Raw genomic sequence first — 17273 nt, 5'->3', positions numbered from 1 at the left:
GTTCTTATTTCCTCAAATTCGTACAGTTTTCGTGCGTTAATTACGCTTCAACAATTGCCAGAATGTCGCTCTCGGACATGATCAACACTTCTTCATTGTCGATCTTCTCGGATTTCACGCCGTAGCCATCGTTGAAAATGACGATGTCACCAACTTTAACGTCCAGTGGCTGCACAGTTCCGTTTTCCAGGATGCGGCCCTTACCGACAGCGATGATTTCGCCACGCGTTGATTTTGCTGCTGCTGAACCGGTCAGAACGATGCCGCCAGCAGACTTGGTTTCAACTTCTTTACGTTTGACGATCACACGATCATGTAACGGACGAATACTCATTGATAGCTCTCCTTTGAGAAAGTCATTATCAGTTATGGATGACGCCGGTCCGCATGCGGTTTTCCGGCTAGTGCCCTGAGAGATGGGGATAGCTTTTTACCCCTTCAAGGGGTAATCGAAAAAAAATTTGCGAAAGTGTTACCATCCACTCTCTTTTGATGGTGGCGGGACGAGGTAAATGAGTGGACTCAGGCAGGAGTTGGGGCTGGCGCAGGGCATTGGCTTACTCTCAACGTCTTTGTTAGGCACGGGGGTATTTGCGGTTCCCGCGCTGGCGGCGTTGGTTGCCGGCAATAACAGTCTTTGGGCATGGCCGGTGCTGATCGTGCTGGTGTTTCCGGTGGCGATTGTCTTTGCCATACTCGGGCGGCACTTCCCGAGCGCAGGCGGCGTAGCGCATTTTGTCGGCATGGCGTTTGGGCCGCGAATGGAGCGTGTCACCGGCTGGCTATTTTTGTCGGTGATACCCGTTGGCCTTCCGGCAGCCCTGCATATCGCAACCGGCTTCGGACAGGCGCTGTTTGGCTGGCACGATGAACAACTGCTGCTGGGTGAAATCGGTACGCTGGCGATTGTCTGGTGGGTTGGCTCGCGAGGGGCCAGTTCCAGCGCCAATCTGCAAACGCTGGTCGCCGTGTTAATTGTCGCGCTGATCGTCGCCCTCTGGTTTGCGGGTGACATTACGGTGGCGGATATTCCTTTCCCCGCGATTAACGACATCGACCACGCACAGCTTTTCGCTGCACTATCCGTCATGTTCTGGTGTTTCGTCGGTCTGGAGGCGTTCGCTCATCTGGCATCCGAGTTTAAACAGCCCGAGCGTGACTTTCCCCGCGCTCTGATGATTGGCCTGATGCTGGCGGGCACAGTGTATTGGGCCTGTACCGTACTGGTGCTGCACTTCAACGCGTTCAGTGAAGAGAAAGCCGCCGCCGCGTCGCTGCCGGGCATCGTGGTGCAGCTGTTTGGTGTTAAAGCCCTGTGGGTAGCCTGCGTGATTGGCTATCTCGCCTGCTTTGCCAGCCTCAACATTTATATTCAGAGCTTCGCCCGGCTGGTGTGGTCTCAGGCACTTTATAAACCGGATAGCCCCCTCTCACGCCTGTCAAAGCGTCAGCTTCCGGTGAATGCGCTGAATACCGTACTGGGCTGCTGCGTGGTGAGTTCCCTGGCCATTTATCTCCTCGACATCAACCTTGACGCGCTGATTGTCTACGCCAACGGTATTTTCATCATGATCTACCTGCTGTGCATGCTGGCGGGCTGTCGGCTACTGAAAGGACGCTTTAAGGCGCTGGCGGCTGTCGGGTGTGTCCTGTGCCTGATGCTGCTGGCGATGGTGGGATGGAAGAGTGTGTACGCCATCGTCATGCTGGCGGGACTGTGGGTGTTTTTACCGAAGCGGCAAGCTCCGCAGGCCCGGTGAGCGAGCGCCACCGGGCCAGAAACTCACCGATCGTCTTTATGATCTAACCGGTCGCGCTGCTCATCCTTACGCTGGTATTCCCCTTCAAAGGTATCCCCCGGGCCGGTGCTGAAACCACCGCCTGGCATACGGCTGAAACGCAGATGCGGCAGCAGCTTCATGGTCAGGTGCTTCTGCACCGGCGGCAACAGCAACAGCAGGCCGAGGAAGTCTGTAAAGAAGCCCGGCAGGATCAGCAGCAAACCAGCAATAATCAGCGACACGCTTTTGATCATCTCGGCGGCCGGGCTTTCGCCTGCGGCCATCTTCTGCTGCATTAACAGGAAATTTTTGAAACCCTGATTGCGCACCAGCGACATGCCGATGACGGAGGTGAAGATCACCAGAATCAGCGTCAGCAGGACGCCCAGCACATGGGCAACCTGGATGAAAATCGAAATTTCAATGTAAACATAAAGAAAGAAAGCAATAAATGGTATCCAGCGCACTGGCATCTCCTGTGTGGCAGGCGCCTTCAGGCCCCTGACTGAATGTGTTCGCGAAGCGCGTAGATAAGAGATGGCGACGGTTAGCCAAATTTCAATCGGTTTGCACGGATATTTTTTCTGGAAATATTAAAGCGGTGACATATTTCACAGATTAATAATTATCATGAAATCGGGTCGATAATAAGTGATCCAGCTTACGGCAATTCGCTATCATCAGCATATGATCTCGAACATCTGGCCGATTGAGGGAATAATCGTCGGCCATAAAATATTCAAAACCACATATATACTGTGTGTTTAGTACAATCCATCGGCAGCTTGAAAAGAAGGTTCACATGTTAAACAACATTCGTATCGAAGAAGATTTGTTGGGTACCAGGGAAGTTCCAGCGGATGCCTACTATGGTGTTCACACTCTGAGAGCGATTGAAAACTTCTACATCAGCAACAGCAAAATCAGCGACATCCCTGAATTTGTGCGTGGCATGGTGATGGTAAAAAAAGCCGCGGCTCTGGCAAACAAAGAGTTGCAAACCATTCCTAAAAGCGCTGCAAATGCGATTATCGCCGCGTGCGATGAGGTGCTGAACAACGGCAAATGCATGGATCAGTTCCCGGTCGACGTCTATCAGGGCGGCGCGGGCACCTCTGTCAACATGAACACCAACGAAGTGCTGGCAAACATCGGCCTGGAGCTGATGGGTCATCAGAAAGGTGAATACCAGTACCTGAACCCGAACGACCACGTTAACAAATGTCAATCCACCAACGACGCCTACCCAACCGGCTTCCGCATCGCGGTGTATGCCTCTGTCGTCAAACTGGTCGACGCGATTAATCAGTTGGGCGATGGCTTCCAGCGTAAAGCCGTTGAGTTCCAGGACATCCTGAAAATGGGCCGTACCCAGTTGCAGGACGCGGTGCCAATGACCCTCGGACAGGAATTCCACGCGTTTAACGTGCTGCTGAACGAAGAGACGAAAAACCTGCTGCGTACGTCCGAACTGCTGCTGGAAGTGAACCTGGGCGCAACCGCCATCGGTACACGCCTGAACACGCCAGATGGCTATCAGCAACTGGCGGTACAGAAGCTGGCTGAAGTGTCCAACCTGCCAGTTGTGCCTGCGGAAGACCTGATTGAAGCTACCTCAGACTGCGGCGCCTACGTGATGGTGCACAGCGCCCTGAAACGTCTGGCGGTGAAACTGTCCAAAATCTGTAACGACCTGCGCCTGCTCTCCTCCGGTCCGCGCGCTGGCCTGAATGAAATCAACCTGCCAGAGTTGCAGGCGGGTTCATCCATCATGCCAGCTAAAGTGAACCCGGTGGTGCCAGAAGTGGTGAACCAGGTTTGCTTCAAGGTGATTGGTAACGATACGACCGTCACCATGGCCTCCGAAGCCGGTCAGCTCCAGCTGAACGTGATGGAGCCGGTGATTGGCCAGGCGATGTTTGAATCTATCCATATTCTGACCAACGCCTGCTACAACCTGCTGGAAAAATGCATTAACGGCATCACCGCGAATAAAGAAGTGTGTGAAGGCTACGTCTATAACTCCATCGGCATCGTTACCTACCTCAACCCGTTCATCGGCCACCACAACGGCGATATCGTCGGGAAGATTTGTGCCGAAACCGGTAAGAGCGTACGTGAGGTAGTTCTCGAGCGAGGATTGTTGACCGAAGCCGAACTGGACGATATCTTCTCCGCCCAGAACCTGATGCACCCGGCATATAAAGCGAAACGATATACCGATGAAAGCGAACAGTAACCGTTCAGGCTAAGCTTCCGAAAGGCACGTCACTTGTGACGTGCCTTTTTTCTTTATGGGCGTTACCAAAACACAACAATTCAATATCAACTTGTTAATGAGCAAGGCAGGTCTTTATGTTTGGAGCAGAACTCGTCATCGTCCTGTTGGCGATTTATTTGGGCGCACGACTCGGGGGAATCGGCATCGGTTTTGCTGGCGGTCTTGGAGTGCTTGTACTTACCCTGATCTTTCAGATTAAACCCGGCGCAATCCCTTTTGACGTTATCGAAATCATCATGGCGGTTATTGCTGCTATCGCGGCCATGCAGGTCGCTGGCGGTATGGACTACCTGGTGAGCCTGGCGGAGCGTATGCTGCGTCGCCATCCGAAATACATCACCTTCCTTGCCCCGCTGGTGACCTGGTTTATGACCATTCTCGCCGGTACTGGCCATACTGCCTTCTCCACGCTGCCGGTCATCACCGAAGTGGCGAAAGAGCAGGGTATTCGCCCGTCTCGCCCTCTTTCTATTGCCGTGGTCGCCTCCCAGATTGCGATTACCGCCTCGCCTATTTCCGCGGCGGTGGTCTTCTTCGCGGGCATCCTTGAGCCAATGGGCGTAAGTTACCTGACGCTGCTGGCAATCTGTATTCCGGTCACGCTGATTGCGGTAATGATCACTGCCGTGCTGTGTAACTTCCTCGGTGCCGAGCTGAAAGACGATCCGGTTTACCAGGAGCGTCTGGCAAAAGGTGAAGTGAGCCTGCGCGGTAGCCAGGTCTTCGAGCTGAAGCCGCATGCAAAACGCTCCGTGCTGCTGTTTCTGATTGGTATCGTCGCCGTGATGTTCTACGCGACCGCCATCAGCGACACGGTAGGTCTGATCCAGAACCCGGTTCTGCCGCGTAACGAAGCCATTGTGGTGTTTATGCTGACCATCGCGACGCTGATCAGCATCACCTGTAAAATCGACACCAGCGAAGTGCTGAACGCCAGCACCTTCAAATCCGGTATGAGCGCCTGCGTGTGCGTGCTGGGCGTGGCGTGGCTCGGTGATACCTTTGTGAAAGCGCACATCAGCGATATCCAGACCGTTGCAGGCGACCTGCTGCACAACTATCCGTGGCTGCTGGCAGTAGTGCTGTTCTTTGCCGCGACGCTGCTGTACTCCCAGGCTGCGACCACCAAAGCGCTGATGCCTGCGGCACTGATGCTGGGCGTGACGCCGCTGACGGCGATTGCCTCTTTTGCAGCGGTTTCCGCCCTGTTCGTGCTGCCAACCTACCCAACCCTGCTGGCCGCAGTTGAGATGGATGACACCGGCTCAACCCGTATTGGTAAGTACGTGTTTAACCACGCGTTCCTCATCCCGGGCGTGGTGGCGATTACGCTCTGCGTGATCCTCGGCTTTATCATCGGCGGCATTGTGCTGTAAACGATTAGCCGTTGTAAAAATAGTTAAAAACGGGCCGCTCTGCGGCCCGTTTCATTAATGACCAACCGCCTTGCGTGATATAGTGAAGACTTTCGTGATGAGGAGGTCGACTTGTGAACACGCCTGATGCTGTTGTTGTACTGTGCACCGCCCCTGATGAAGCTTCTGCCCAGGATCTGGCCGCCAAAGTGCTGGCCGAAAAACTGGCTGCCTGTGTCACGCTTCTTCCCGGCGCCACCTCCCTTTATTACTGGGAAGGCAAGCTGGAGCAAGAGTACGAAGTCCAGATGTTGCTCAAAACCAACCTGACAAACCAGCAGGCGCTCCTCGACTGCCTCAAGTCTCATCATCCATACCAAACCCCGGAGCTGCTGGTGCTGCCAGTGGTCCACGGCGATAACGATTATCTCTCATGGCTCAACGCTTCATTACGCTGATCCTGCTGCTGTGCAGCACGTCAGTTTTTGCCGGGTTGTTTGACGCACCCGGCCGTTCGAACTTTATTCCTGCCGACCAGGCATTCGTTTTCGACTTTCAGCAAAACCAGCACGATCTCAGTCTCACCTGGCAGGTGAAAGAGGGTTACTACCTCTATCGCAAGCAGGTCAGCATCACGCCGGCAAAGGCGAACGTCGGCGCATTGCAGATGCCCGCTGGCGTGTGGCACGAGGACGAGTTCTACGGTAAGAGTGAAATTTATCGCCAGCGCTTAAGCGTGCCCGTCACGGTGAACCATGCCGATAAAGGTGCCACATTAACGGTCACCTATCAGGGCTGCGCAGACGCCGGATTCTGTTACCCACCTGAAACAAAGGTCGTTCCGCTTAGCGAAGTGAAAGCCGCTGCCTCCCCTTTCCCCTCAGGGGAGAGGGCCAGGGTGAAGGGTGAAGGCGCAGTCGAAGCCACTTCAGACCTTCCGTTCTCAGCACTTTGGGCGTTATTGATTGGTATCGGCATTGCCTTTACGCCCTGCGTACTGCCTATGTACCCGCTTATCTCTGGCATCGTGCTGGGCGGTAAACAACGCCTTTCCACCGCCCGTGCGCTGTTGCTGGCCTTTATCTATGTACAGGGCATGGCGTTAACCTATACGGCGCTCGGCCTCGTGGTCGCCGCTGCCGGGTTGCAGTTCCAGGCCGCCCTTCAGCATCCTTATGTGCTTATCGGACTGTCAGCGGTGTTTATTCTGCTGGCGCTGTCGATGTTTGGCCTGTTCACCCTGCAACTGCCCTCTTCCCTGCAAACCCGTCTGACGCTGATGAGCAACCGTCAGCAGGGTGGCTCTGCGGGCGGCGTGTTCGCCATGGGTGCCATCGCCGGGCTGATTTGCTCCCCCTGCACCACTGCGCCGTTGAGCGCCATCCTGTTATACATTGCTCAGAGCGGCAACCTGTGGCTCGGCGGCGGCACGCTGTACCTCTACGCGCTCGGCATGGGCCTGCCGCTGATCCTGGTGACGGTGTTTGGCAATCGTCTGCTGCCGAAAAGCGGCCCGTGGATGGAGACGGTGAAAACCGCGTTTGGTTTTGTCATTCTGGCGCTGCCGGTATTTCTGCTGGAGCGCATCATCGGTGATGTATGGGGTACACGTCTTTGGGCGATGCTCGGCGTGGCCTTCTTCAGCTGGGCGTTTATCGTGAGTCTGGGGGCGAAGAAACCGTGGATGCGCCTGCTACAGATCCTTCTGCTGGCGGCCGCGCTGGTGAGCGTCCGTCCGCTACAGGACTGGGCGTTTGGCACCCCGGCAGGTCAAACACAGGCTCATCTGAATTTTATACAGATTAAAAACGTGGATGACCTTAACCACGCCCTGGCGCAGGCGAAAGGCAAACCGGTCTTGCTCGATCTCTATGCCGACTGGTGCGTGGCCTGCAAAGAGTTTGAAAAATACACCTTCAGCGATCCGCAGGTACAACATGCGCTGAGCGATACCGTTCTGCTCCAGGCGAACGTTACCGCCAACAGCACGCAGGATAAGGCTCTGCTGAAGCAACTTAACGTGCTCGGGTTGCCTACCATCCTGTTCTTCAATGAACAGGGGGAAGAACAGCCGACGCAGCGTGTAACCGGGTTTATGGACGCGACGGCATTCAACGCGCATTTGCGCAATCGCCAACCGTAAACAACACTTTAGACGGGACAAACCGTTGGGAATAGCGGAGGAGATAACCGTGCAACGCGAAGACGTACTGGGACAAGCCCTGCAATTGCTTGAGATTCAAGGGATCGCCAGCACCACGCTTGAGATGGTCGCCGACCGTATCGATTACCCTCTGGATGAACTTAGGCGCTTCTGGCCGGATAAAGAGGCGCTGCTGTACGATGCCCTGCGCTATCTCAGCCAGCAGGTGGATATCTGGCGCAGGCAGCTGATGCTGAATGAAGAACTGACCACCGAGCAAAAGCTGCTGGCGCGCTATACCGCACTGACGGAGTGTGTTACCAACAACCGTTACCCAGGTTGTCTGTTTATCGCCGCCTGCACCTACTATCCGGATCCTGGGCACCCCATCCATCAACTGGCAGATCAGCAAAAACGAGCCGCGCACGAGTTCACACATGAGCTGCTGACCACACTTGAAGTGGATGATCCGGCAATGGTCGCGAAGCAGATGGAGCTGGTGCTGGAAGGTTGCCTGAGCCGCATGCTGGTGAACCGTAGCCAGGCGGATGTGGATACGGCGCACCGTCTGGCGGAAGATATTTTGCGGTTCGCGCAGTGTCGTATGGGTGGTGCACTGACCTAAGCCAGCATTCCCATCCAGGCGGAAATAAACAAACACAGCGCCATCGCGCGCTGAAATCGCACCATCGCCACGGTGGTGCGGAAAATCCGGTTCACCGCCTTCCCCAGCCACGCCCAGCACAACAAACAGACCACGGAGATCGCCAGAAACCATAGCGCCATCAGCGTAATATCCCGTAATGCATGGTCGCTTGCCGGAGCAAACAGGCTGACAACTGCCAGCGCCATCATCCATGTTTTTGGGTTTACAACCTGTAGTAACGCCGCCGCCCGCGCGGTAAATCGGACGTGACTTCTGGAGGAGAGATTCGCGGCCGGGGCGCTAAACAGCTGCCAGCTCATCCAGGAAAGCCACAGCACACCCGCCCAGCTCATTACCTGACGTATCAATGGATACTGGCGTAACACTTCTCCTGCCCCAGCGCCTGAAACCAGAACAATAGCGCTGGCGGCAATACACCCGCCCAGGATCGCAGGAACCGTATTTTTTACGCCAAAGTGCTGACTGTTAGCCAGTACCAGAATGTTGGTTGGCCCCGGTGTAATCGAGGCGACAAATGCAAACAGCAGGAAGGGTAATAAATTCACAGGTGACTCCTTTTTTATTAGAGCCACGAATGTGCCGTTATTTTCTGGAAACGTCTGGAAGGTTTGTGCACAACCGGCGGTAGTGTGCCGGAGAAATACGGTATGCACGCTGGAACCAGCGACCAAGATGGCTTTGATCGGCAAAACCCACTGCCGTCGCAACATCAACAGGCAGTTCCCCACACGCCAGCATCTGTCGGGCCTTTGCCAGTCGCAGCTGGATAAGCCAGGCGTGCGGTGCCAGGTGAAATTCGCGTTTAAAACAGCGGGTGAGGGTAAAGCGATCCGTACCCGTCTCGCGGGCAAGGTCTGATAGCCCCACGTTCTCGCCGATATGCGCATAGAGATAGTCGCGGGCACGATGCGCCACAGCGGAGCTTTGTAATTGCGACGGGAGTTTCTTACGCCAGTGGCAGTGGGTAGTTATCTGAGAGAGCAGGTTATCCATTGTGCTCTGTTGGACGATCTTCATCTCATCGTTATGCAACGAGGCAAATGTATCACCGATAGCGCGCACCAACTGAGGCTCTCGCGTCAGCGTTTGGGCAAAGTGGAGAGTGTAACTCCCGGGAGTAGAGTCATACAGGCCTTGAAGCGTATGGGTGAGCCAGTGTTCATCCAGATAAAAGGTCAGATAAGTAAAGCCGCCCTCTACCGGCGCATCACCGTCATGGATCTCCCCGGGCTCAAGTAAAAAAGCATCGCCCGGCTGGCTACGGTGGCGTTCACGGCGACAGTGGAACTGCTGCGTACCGGAAAGGGTTATTCCGACCAGATAGCTATCATGCCAGTGGGGATCAAAGGCATGTCCTTCGAAATGCGCCTTAATTGTCTCAATACCTGTTTCTGCATGCTGACGCAGCTCAAGCCAGTCGTTTGCCATACTGCCCTCCTCTTACCGTCAGCATTGTCACATCTTGCCTGAACTGTCTGGAAGATTAGTGCAATTCCAGGGCACAAACGGACAGATTGCCGCAAACTTAAGCAGTTGAACAGCTTTTCCCGAAATAATGTTGACGATCGCGCGCGATTGCGGTTTAATGCGCTCCGTTGCCCGGATAGCTCAGTCGGTAGAGCAGGGGATTGAAAATCCCCGTGTCCTTGGTTCGATTCCGAGTCCGGGCACCACTATTTAAAGAACCCAGCCTATGGCTGGGTTTTTGCTTTTCTGTCCCCGCTACGCATTGAATTTTCCCTTCTGTCAGGTAATAGTGATTTTTTTTCCTGACAATGAAAATGATATGACCTTATCTGCTTTAAAAACCGGGTCACTGCTCCTGCTGATGATCCTGTTTTATACCGGCCTGTTCACGAGCGATCGCGTCACCTGGTTGATGGAGGTGACGCCCGTCATTATCATCATCCCACTTCTGCTTGCCACACACCGGCGATACCCTTTGACTCCCCTTCTCTATACTCTGGTTTTCTTCCACGCCATCATTCTGATGGTTGGTGGAATGTACACCTACGCAAAGGTTCCGGTTGGTTTTGAGGTTCAGGAGATGCTCGGGCTTAGCCGAAATCCGTATGACAAGCTCGGTCACTTCTTCCAGGGGCTGGTTCCCGCACTGGCAGCGCGAGAAATTCTGCTGCGCGGTGGGTATGTTCGTGGACATAAGATGACGGGGTTTCTGGTGTGCTGTGTTGCTCTGGCCATTAGCGCCACCTATGAACTCATTGAGTGGTGGGCTGCTTTGGCGATGGGACAGGGTGCGGATGATTTTCTGGGGACGCAGGGCGATCCATGGGATACCCAGTCTGATATGTTTTGCGCGCTGCTTGGTGCGTTAACGACGGTGCTGATCCTTGGGCGTTTCCATCAGCGGCAATTGCGTCGTTTGAATGTGGATAGTGCGCTCTGAGTTGCCGGATGGCGGCTTCGCCTTACGGCCTGCCGTTTTTCAGCAAACAAACGCAAAAAGGCCATCCTTGCGGATGGCCTCTTCACTTGTTTGATGCCTGGCAGTTCCCTACTCTCACATGGGGAGACCCCACACTACCATCGGCGCTACGGCGTTTCACTTCTGAGTTCGGCATGGGGTCAGGTGGGACCACCGCGCTACAGCCGCCAGGCAAATTCTTGTGCTCTGTCCTGTGTCTTTCGCACTGATACTGCGTTGGCTGCTCTCGTAAAGTCAGTCACATACCTCAGTATGCTCCTTCCTTTCCTTCGTTTGCCGCCTTGTCTCAGCGCAAAATCCTTCGGACTCTGAATCTAAGCTGAAAATCGTGTCTGTCTCTTCGCCAAAACACCTTCGGCGTTGTAAGGTTAAGCCTCACGGTTCATTAGTATCGGTTAGCTCAACGCATCGCTGCGCTTACACACCCGACCTATCAACGTCGTCGTCTTCAACGTTCCTTCAGGAGACTCAAGGTCTCAGGGAGAACTCATCTCGGGGCAAGTTTCGTGCTTAGATGCTTTCAGCACTTATCTCTTCCGCATTTAGCTACCGGGCAGTGCCATTGGCATGACAACCCGAACACCAGTGATGCGTCCACTCCGGTCCTCTCGTACTAGGAGCAGCCCCCCTCAATTCTCCAGCGCCCACGGCAGATAGGGACCGAACTGTCTCACGACGTTCTAAACCCAGCTCGCGTACCACTTTAAATGGCGAACAGCCATACCCTTGGGACCTACTTCAGCCCCAGGATGTGATGAGCCGACATCGAGGTGCCAAACACCGCCGTCGATATGAACTCTTGGGCGGTATCAGCCTGTTATCCCCGGAGTACCTTTTATCCGTTGAGCGATGGCCCTTCCATTCAGAACCACCGGATCACTATGACCTGCTTTCGCACCTGCTCGCGCCGTCACGCTCGCAGTCAAGCTGGCTTATGCCATTGCACTAACCTCCTGATGTCCGACCAGGATTAGCCAACCTTCGTGCTCCTCCGTTACTCTTTGGGAGGAGACCGCCCCAGTCAAACTACCCACCAGACACTGTCCGCAACCCGGATCACGGGTCTACGTTAGAACACCAGCCATTAAAGGGTGGTATTTCAAGGACGGCTCCACGCAGACTGGCGTCCACGCTTCAAAGCCTCCCACCTATCCTACACATCAAGGACCAGTGTTCAGTGTCAAGCTATAGTAAAGGTTCACGGGGTCTTTCCGTCTTGCCGCGGGTACACTGCATCTTCACAGCGAGTTCAATTTCACTGAGTCTCGGGTGGAGACAGCCTGGCCATCATTACGCCATTCGTGCAGGTCGGAACTTACCCGACAAGGAATTTCGCTACCTTAGGACCGTTATAGTTACGGCCGCCGTTTACCGGGGCTTCGATCAAGAGCTTCGCGTTGCCGCTAACCCCATCAATTAACCTTCCGGCACCGGGCAGGCGTCACACCGTATACGTCCACTTTCGTGTTTGCACAGTGCTGTGTTTTTAATAAACAGTTGCAGCCAGCTGGTATCTTCGACTGATTTCAGCTCCGCCCGCAGGGGCTTCACCTACCTATCAGCGTGCCTTCTCCCGAAGTTACGGCACCATTTTGCCTAGTTCCTTCACCCGAGTTCTCTCAAGCGCCTTGGTATTCTCTACCTGACCACCTGTGTCGGTTTGGGGTACGATTTCGTGTTACCTGATGCTTAGAGGCTTTTCCTGGAAGCAGGGCATTTATCACTTCAGCACCGTAGTGCCTCGTCATCACACCTCAGCGTTAAAAGGTACCGGATTTACCTGGAACCTCCGCCTACATGCTTAAACCGGGACAACCGTCGCCCGGCTGACATAGCCTTCTCCGTCCCCCCTTCGCAGTAACACCAAGTACAGGAATATTAACCTGTTTCCCATCGACTACGCCTTTCGGCCTCGCCTTAGGGGTCGACTCACCCTGCCCCGATTAACGTTGGACAGGAACCCTTGGTCTTCCGGCGAGCGGGCTTTTCACCCGCTTTATCGTTACTTATGTCAGCATTCGCACTTCTGATACCTCCAGCATGCCTCACAGCACACCTTCAACGGCTTACAGAACGCTCCCCTACCCAACAACACATAAGTGTCGCTGCCGCAGCTTCGGTGCATGGTTTAGCCCCGTTACATCTTCCGCGCAGGCCGACTCGACCAGTGAGCTATTACGCTTTCTTTAAATGATGGCTGCTTCTAAGCCAACATCCTGGCTGTCTGTGCCTTCCCACATCGTTTCCCACTTAACCATGACTTTGGGACCTTAGCTGGCGGTCTGGGTTGTTTCCCTCTTCACGACGGACGTTAGCACCCGCCGTGTGTCTCCCGTGATAACATTCTTCGGTATTCGTAGTTTGCATCGGGTTGGTAAGCCGGGATGGCCCCCTAGCCGAAACAGTGCTCTACCCCCGAAGATGAGTTCACGAGGCGCTACCTAAATAGCTTTCGGGGAGAACCAGCTATCTCCCGGTTTGATTGGCCTTTCACCCCCAGCCACAGGTCATCCGCTAATTTTTCAACATTAGTCGGTTCGGTCCTCCAGTTAGTGTTACCCAACCTTCAACCTGCCCATGGCTAGATCACCGGGTTTCGGGTCTATACCCTGCAACTTAACGCCCAGTTAAGACTCGGTTTCCCTTCGGCTCCCCTATACGGTTAACCTTGCTACAGAATATAAGTCGCTGACCCATTATACAAAAGGTACGCAGTCACCCCATAAAGAGGCTCCCACTGCTTGTACGTACACGGTTTCAGGTTCTTTTTCACTCCCCTCGCCGGGGTTCTTTTCGCCTTTCCCTCACGGTACTGGTTCACTATCGGTCAGTCAGGAGTATTTAGCCTTGGAGGATGGTCCCCCCATATTCAGACAGGATACCACGTGTCCCGCCCTACTCTTCGAGTTCACAGCAAGTGTGCTTTCGTGTACGGGACTATCACCCTGTACCGTCGGACTTTCCAGACCGTTCCACTAACACACAAGCTGATTCAGACTCCGGGCTGCTCCCCGTTCGCTCGCCGCTACTGGGGGAATCTCGGTTGATTTCTTTTCCTCGGGGTACTTAGATGTTTCAGTTCCCCCGGTTCGCCTCGTTAACCTATGTATTCAGTTAACGATAGTGTGTCGGAACACACTGGGTTTCCCCATTCGGACATCGCCGGGTCAAGGGTTCATATCACCTCGCCGGCGCTTTTCGCAGATTAGCACGTCCTTCATCGCCTCTGACTGCCAGGGCATCCACCGTGTACGCTTAGTCGCTTAACCTCACAACCCGAAGATGTTTCACTTCTGATTGCGAAAATTTGAGAGACTCGAACACACATGAGCTGTGTGTCGTTTCAATTTTCAGCTTGATCCAGATTTTTAAAGAGCAAATATCTCAAACGTGACTCGCAAGTCAGTTTTGAGATATGACGGCAGGTGACTTTCACTCACGAACCAGCAAGTGGCGTCCCCTAGGGGATTCGAACCCCTGTTACCGCCGTGAAAGGGCGGTGTCCTGGGCCTCTAGACGAAGGGGACGTACAGTCTCAATCGCAAGACGCCTTGCTATTTACTTTTCATCAGACAATCTGTGTGAGCACTGCAAAGGCAGGTTCTTTAAGGTAAGGAGGTGATCCAACCGCAGGTTCCCCTACGGTTACCTTGTTACGACTTCACCCCAGTCATGAATCACAAAGTGGTAAGCGCCCTCCCGAAGGTTAAGCTACCTACTTCTTTTGCAACCCACTCCCATGGTGTGACGGGCGGTGTGTACAAGGCCCGGGAACGTATTCACCGTGGCATTCTGATCCACGATTACTAGCGATTCCGACTTCATGGAGTCGAGTTGCAGACTCCAATCCGGACTACGACGCACTTTATGAGGTCCGCTTGCTCTCGCGAGGTCGCTTCTCTTTGTATGCGCCATTGTAGCACGTGTGTAGCCCTACTCGTAAGGGCCATGATGACTTGACGTCATCCCCACCTTCCTCCAGTTTATCACTGGCAGTCTCCTTTGAGTTCCCGGCCTAACCGCTGGCAACAAAGGATAAGGGTTGCGCTCGTTGCGGGACTTAACCCAACATTTCACAACACGAGCTGACGACAGCCATGCAGCACCTGTCTCAGAGTTCCCGAAGGCACCAATCCATCTCTGGAAAGTTCTCTGGATGTCAAGAGTAGGTAAGGTTCTTCGCGTTGCATCGAATTAAACCACATGCTCCACCGCTTGTGCGGGCCCCCGTCAATTCATTTGAGTTTTAACCTTGCGGCCGTACTCCCCAGGCGGTCGACTTAACGCGTTAGCTCCGGAAGCCACGCCTCAAGGGCACAACCTCCAAGTCGACATCGTTTACGGCGTGGACTACCAGGGTATCTAATCCTGTTTGCTCCCCACGCTTTCGCACCTGAGCGTCAGTCTTTGTCCAGGGGGCCGCCTTCGCCACCGGTATTCCTCCAGATCTCTACGCATTTCACCGCTACACCTGGAATTCTACCCCCCTCTACAAGACTCTAGCCTGCCAGTTTCGAATGCAGTTCCCAGGTTGAGCCCGGGGATTTCACATCCGACTTGACAGACCGCCTGCGTGCGCTTTACGCCCAGTAATTCCGATTAACGCTTGCACCCTCCGTATTACCGCGGCTGCTGGCACGGAGTTAGCCGGTGCTTCTTCTGCGGGTAACGTCAATCGATGAGGTTATTAACCTTATCGCCTTCCTCCCCGCTGAAAGTACTTTACAACCCGAAGGCCTTCTTCATACACGCGGCATGGCTGCATCAGGCTTGCGCCCATTGTGCAATATTCCCCACTGCTGCCTCCCGTAGGAGTCTGGACCGTGTCTCAGTTCCAGTGTGGCTGGTCATCCTCTCAGACCAGCTAGGGATCGTCGCCTAGGTGAGCCGTTACCCCACCTACTAGCTAATCCCATCTGGGCACATCCGATGGCAAGAGGCCCGAAGGTCCCCCTCTTTGGTCTTGCGACGTTATGCGGTATTAGCTACCGTTTCCAGTAGTTATCCCCCTCCATCAGGCAGTTTCCCAGACATTACTCACCCGTCCGCCACTCGTCAGCAAAGCAGCAAGCTGCTTCCTGTTACCGTTCGACTTGCATGTGTTAGGCCTGCCGCCAGCGTTCAATCTGAGCCATGATCAAACTCTTCAATTTAAAAGTTTGATGCTCAATGAATTAAACTTCGTAATGAATTACGTGTTCACTCGTTGAGACTTGGTATTCATTTTTCGTCCGAGGACGTTAAGAATCCATGTCACTTTGAGTGCCCACACAGATTGTCTGATAAATTGTTAAAGAGCAGTTGCGACGCGCTTCAGCGCTCTGTCGCGAGGTGGCGTATATTACGCTTTCCTCTTTCAGAGTCAACCCTGATTTTCAGGATTTTTTCTCTTCAGCCGACCGGGTTGTTTGTGAAGTGATTCACATCCGCCGTGTCGATGGAGGCGCATTATAGGGAGTTCCCGAGCGACCGCAACAGAAAAGTTGCAAAAAAATGACTGATTGCTGTATTCCCCAGCAAAACCCCGCCTTATACCTTTTTACGCACAGACTTATCCACAATCCATTGAAGATCCCGGTGTGATCCAGCGATTTGAACACTATACTAGCGGCAAATATTTCTCTCGCGGGTCAACCTCATGACGACACAACGACTTCAACGTGACTGGCGTCTCCCAACCGCCGGGCTCGCCGTGCTGGTGTTACTTATGGCAGGTTTTGCACTGCATGGGCACTGGAATGCTTTTATTCAGTGGTGCCTCGCCACCCAGATCACCCTGCACCGTTATCTGGTGATGTATTTGCTGCAACTTAATAATCATCAGTACAGCGGTGGGCTGTGGTTGTTAACCGGTGCGTTTCTTTATGGTGTACTCCATGCCGTTGGACCGGGACACGGCAAATTCATCGTCACCACGTATCTCACCACCAATAAAGAGAGCCAGCTCGCGGCGCGCGTCGTACCGTTTATCGGTAGCCTGATGCAGGGCGTCAGCGCAATCGCCTTTGTCTTTATCCTGGCGGTTGGATTGAACTTCGCGTCAGGGGATATCAGCACCAGCCGTTGGTACGTCGAGAAAATCAGCGCCCTACTGATTGCCGCCTTCGGTGCATTTATCATTTATCAGGCGCTCAGCAGCCTGCGTCCGCGCAAAATGGCGATTAGCGCCATCAAGCCGCTTCACCAGCATAATGAACATTGTGGCTGCGGCCATCACGGCGTAGGGGTGGATCTGGCTAAAAGCGACTGGAAAACCCGTCTGGGCGTGGTGCTGGCCATAGGCGCACGCCCGTGCAGCGGGGCAATTATGATCCTGATGTTCTCGAATGCGCTCGGCATTATTAGCTGGGGGATTGCTGCTGTGATGACAATGTCGCTGGGCACGGCGCTGTCGATTATGGGGCTGTCGCTGGCAGTACGTTACGCACGTGAACGCACAGTAGCCTGGTTTGGTGGCGGCACGTCCCTGAACTGGATAATGCCGATGGTCAAAATTGCCGGAGGGGTTGTTCTGATACTGTTCGCGACGGTCCTGTTTCTGACGGTGATCCCCGTCAGCGCTGGCGGCGACTACATCGCCGCAGGATGCTAATAAAAGAA

At 54.1% G+C, this 17273-nt stretch carries 12 protein-coding genes, 2 tRNA genes and 3 rRNA genes; 9 read left to right on the top strand and 8 right to left on the bottom strand.

Annotation, left to right across the window (positions count from 1 at the left end; all coding sequences use genetic code 11):
* Nucleotides 1-40: 40 nt before the first annotated feature.
* Nucleotides 41-334, bottom strand: a complete 294-nt coding sequence (locus tag L384_RS13335; RefSeq protein ID WP_003855929.1) for a co-chaperone GroES — start codon at nucleotides 332-334, stop codon at nucleotides 41-43.
* A gap of 178 nt (nucleotides 335-512) precedes the next feature.
* Between L384_RS13335 and yjeH the strand changes: the two genes are divergently transcribed.
* Nucleotides 513-1760: an L-methionine/branched-chain amino acid transporter gene (gene yjeH, locus L384_RS13340; protein ID WP_023324031.1), complete on the top strand. Its 1248-nt coding sequence runs from the start codon at nucleotides 513-515 to the stop codon at nucleotides 1758-1760.
* A gap of 23 nt (nucleotides 1761-1783) precedes the next feature.
* On the opposite strand, the gene L384_RS13345 is transcribed toward yjeH, so the two are convergent.
* The gene (locus L384_RS13345) at nucleotides 1784-2248 is read right to left on the bottom strand and encodes an FxsA family protein (protein ID WP_003855925.1); all 465 of its coding nucleotides are present in this window, start codon (nucleotides 2246-2248) and stop codon (nucleotides 1784-1786) included.
* Between the two features lie 335 nt (nucleotides 2249-2583).
* On the opposite strand from L384_RS13345, the gene aspA reads away from it, so the two are divergent.
* The 5 genes from aspA to L384_RS13370 all read left to right on the top strand — a co-directional run bounded on the left by aspA (nucleotide 2584) and on the right by L384_RS13370 (nucleotide 8185).
* Complete coding sequence (gene aspA / locus L384_RS13350; protein ID WP_003855923.1) at nucleotides 2584-4020, top strand: aspartate ammonia-lyase; 1437 nt, start codon at nucleotides 2584-2586, stop codon at nucleotides 4018-4020.
* 116 nt (nucleotides 4021-4136) lie between these two features.
* On the top strand, nucleotides 4137-5438 hold the full coding sequence (locus tag L384_RS13355; RefSeq protein ID WP_003855921.1) for an anaerobic C4-dicarboxylate transporter: 1302 nt from the start codon (nucleotides 4137-4139) through the stop codon (nucleotides 5436-5438).
* A 113-nt stretch (nucleotides 5439-5551) separates the two neighbouring features.
* Complete coding sequence (cutA, locus tag L384_RS13360) at nucleotides 5552-5875, top strand: divalent cation tolerance protein CutA (protein ID WP_003855908.1); 324 nt, start codon at nucleotides 5552-5554, stop codon at nucleotides 5873-5875.
* Nucleotides 5851-7560, top strand: coding sequence for a protein-disulfide reductase DsbD (locus L384_RS13365; RefSeq protein ID WP_023324030.1), 1710 nt, complete (start codon nucleotides 5851-5853; stop codon nucleotides 7558-7560). Before cutA ends, L384_RS13365 begins: the two co-directional genes overlap by 25 nt.
* Before the next feature lie 49 nt (nucleotides 7561-7609).
* Nucleotides 7610-8185, top strand: coding sequence for a transcriptional regulator (locus tag L384_RS13370; protein ID WP_003855905.1), 576 nt, complete (start codon nucleotides 7610-7612; stop codon nucleotides 8183-8185).
* On the opposite strand, the gene L384_RS13375 is transcribed toward L384_RS13370, so the two are convergent.
* The gene (locus L384_RS13375; RefSeq protein ID WP_003855903.1) at nucleotides 8182-8772 is read right to left on the bottom strand and encodes a LysE family translocator; all 591 of its coding nucleotides are present in this window, start codon (nucleotides 8770-8772) and stop codon (nucleotides 8182-8184) included. The two genes, L384_RS13370 and L384_RS13375, sit on opposite strands and share 4 nt — an antisense overlap.
* Nucleotides 8773-8809: 37 nt before the next feature.
* Nucleotides 8810-9655, bottom strand: a complete 846-nt coding sequence (locus tag L384_RS13380) for an AraC family transcriptional regulator (protein WP_003855901.1) — start codon at nucleotides 9653-9655, stop codon at nucleotides 8810-8812.
* A gap of 169 nt (nucleotides 9656-9824) precedes the next feature.
* Here L384_RS13380 and L384_RS13385 point away from each other — a divergent pair.
* Together L384_RS13385 and L384_RS13390 are read left to right on the top strand one after the other, a co-directional pair.
* Nucleotides 9825-9900: transfer RNA gene (locus L384_RS13385), tRNA-Phe, on the top strand.
* Nucleotides 9901-10013: 113 nt separating this feature from the next.
* Nucleotides 10014-10634, top strand: a complete 621-nt coding sequence (locus tag L384_RS13390) for a DUF2238 domain-containing protein (protein ID WP_032628073.1) — start codon at nucleotides 10014-10016, stop codon at nucleotides 10632-10634.
* A gap of 95 nt (nucleotides 10635-10729) precedes the next feature.
* On the opposite strand, the gene rrf is transcribed toward L384_RS13390, so the two are convergent.
* The 4 genes from rrf to L384_RS13410 form a co-directional block, all read right to left on the bottom strand.
* A 5S ribosomal RNA gene (gene rrf, locus L384_RS13395) occupies nucleotides 10730-10845 on the bottom strand.
* 192 nt (nucleotides 10846-11037) lie between these two features.
* A 23S ribosomal RNA gene (locus tag L384_RS13400) occupies nucleotides 11038-13942 on the bottom strand.
* Between the two features lie 182 nt (nucleotides 13943-14124).
* Nucleotides 14125-14200: transfer RNA gene (locus L384_RS13405), tRNA-Glu, on the bottom strand.
* A gap of 84 nt (nucleotides 14201-14284) precedes the next feature.
* Nucleotides 14285-15826 (bottom strand): 16S ribosomal RNA (locus L384_RS13410).
* The 16S, 23S and 5S rRNA genes sit together here with 1 tRNA gene alongside, the layout of an rRNA operon.
* Before the next feature lie 485 nt (nucleotides 15827-16311).
* On the opposite strand from L384_RS13410, the gene L384_RS13415 reads away from it, so the two are divergent.
* Complete coding sequence (locus L384_RS13415; protein ID WP_023324028.1) at nucleotides 16312-17265, top strand: nickel/cobalt transporter; 954 nt, start codon at nucleotides 16312-16314, stop codon at nucleotides 17263-17265.
* Nucleotides 17266-17273: the final 8 nt, after the last annotated feature.

Source organism: Enterobacter sp. MGH 38 (genome assembly GCF_000492855.1).
In the GTDB taxonomy this organism is placed as follows: Bacteria; Pseudomonadota; Gammaproteobacteria; order Enterobacterales; family Enterobacteriaceae; genus Enterobacter; species Enterobacter hormaechei_C.
Note: the sequence above shows the minus strand (reverse complement) of the source record. Positions and strands in the feature narration are given on the sequence as shown.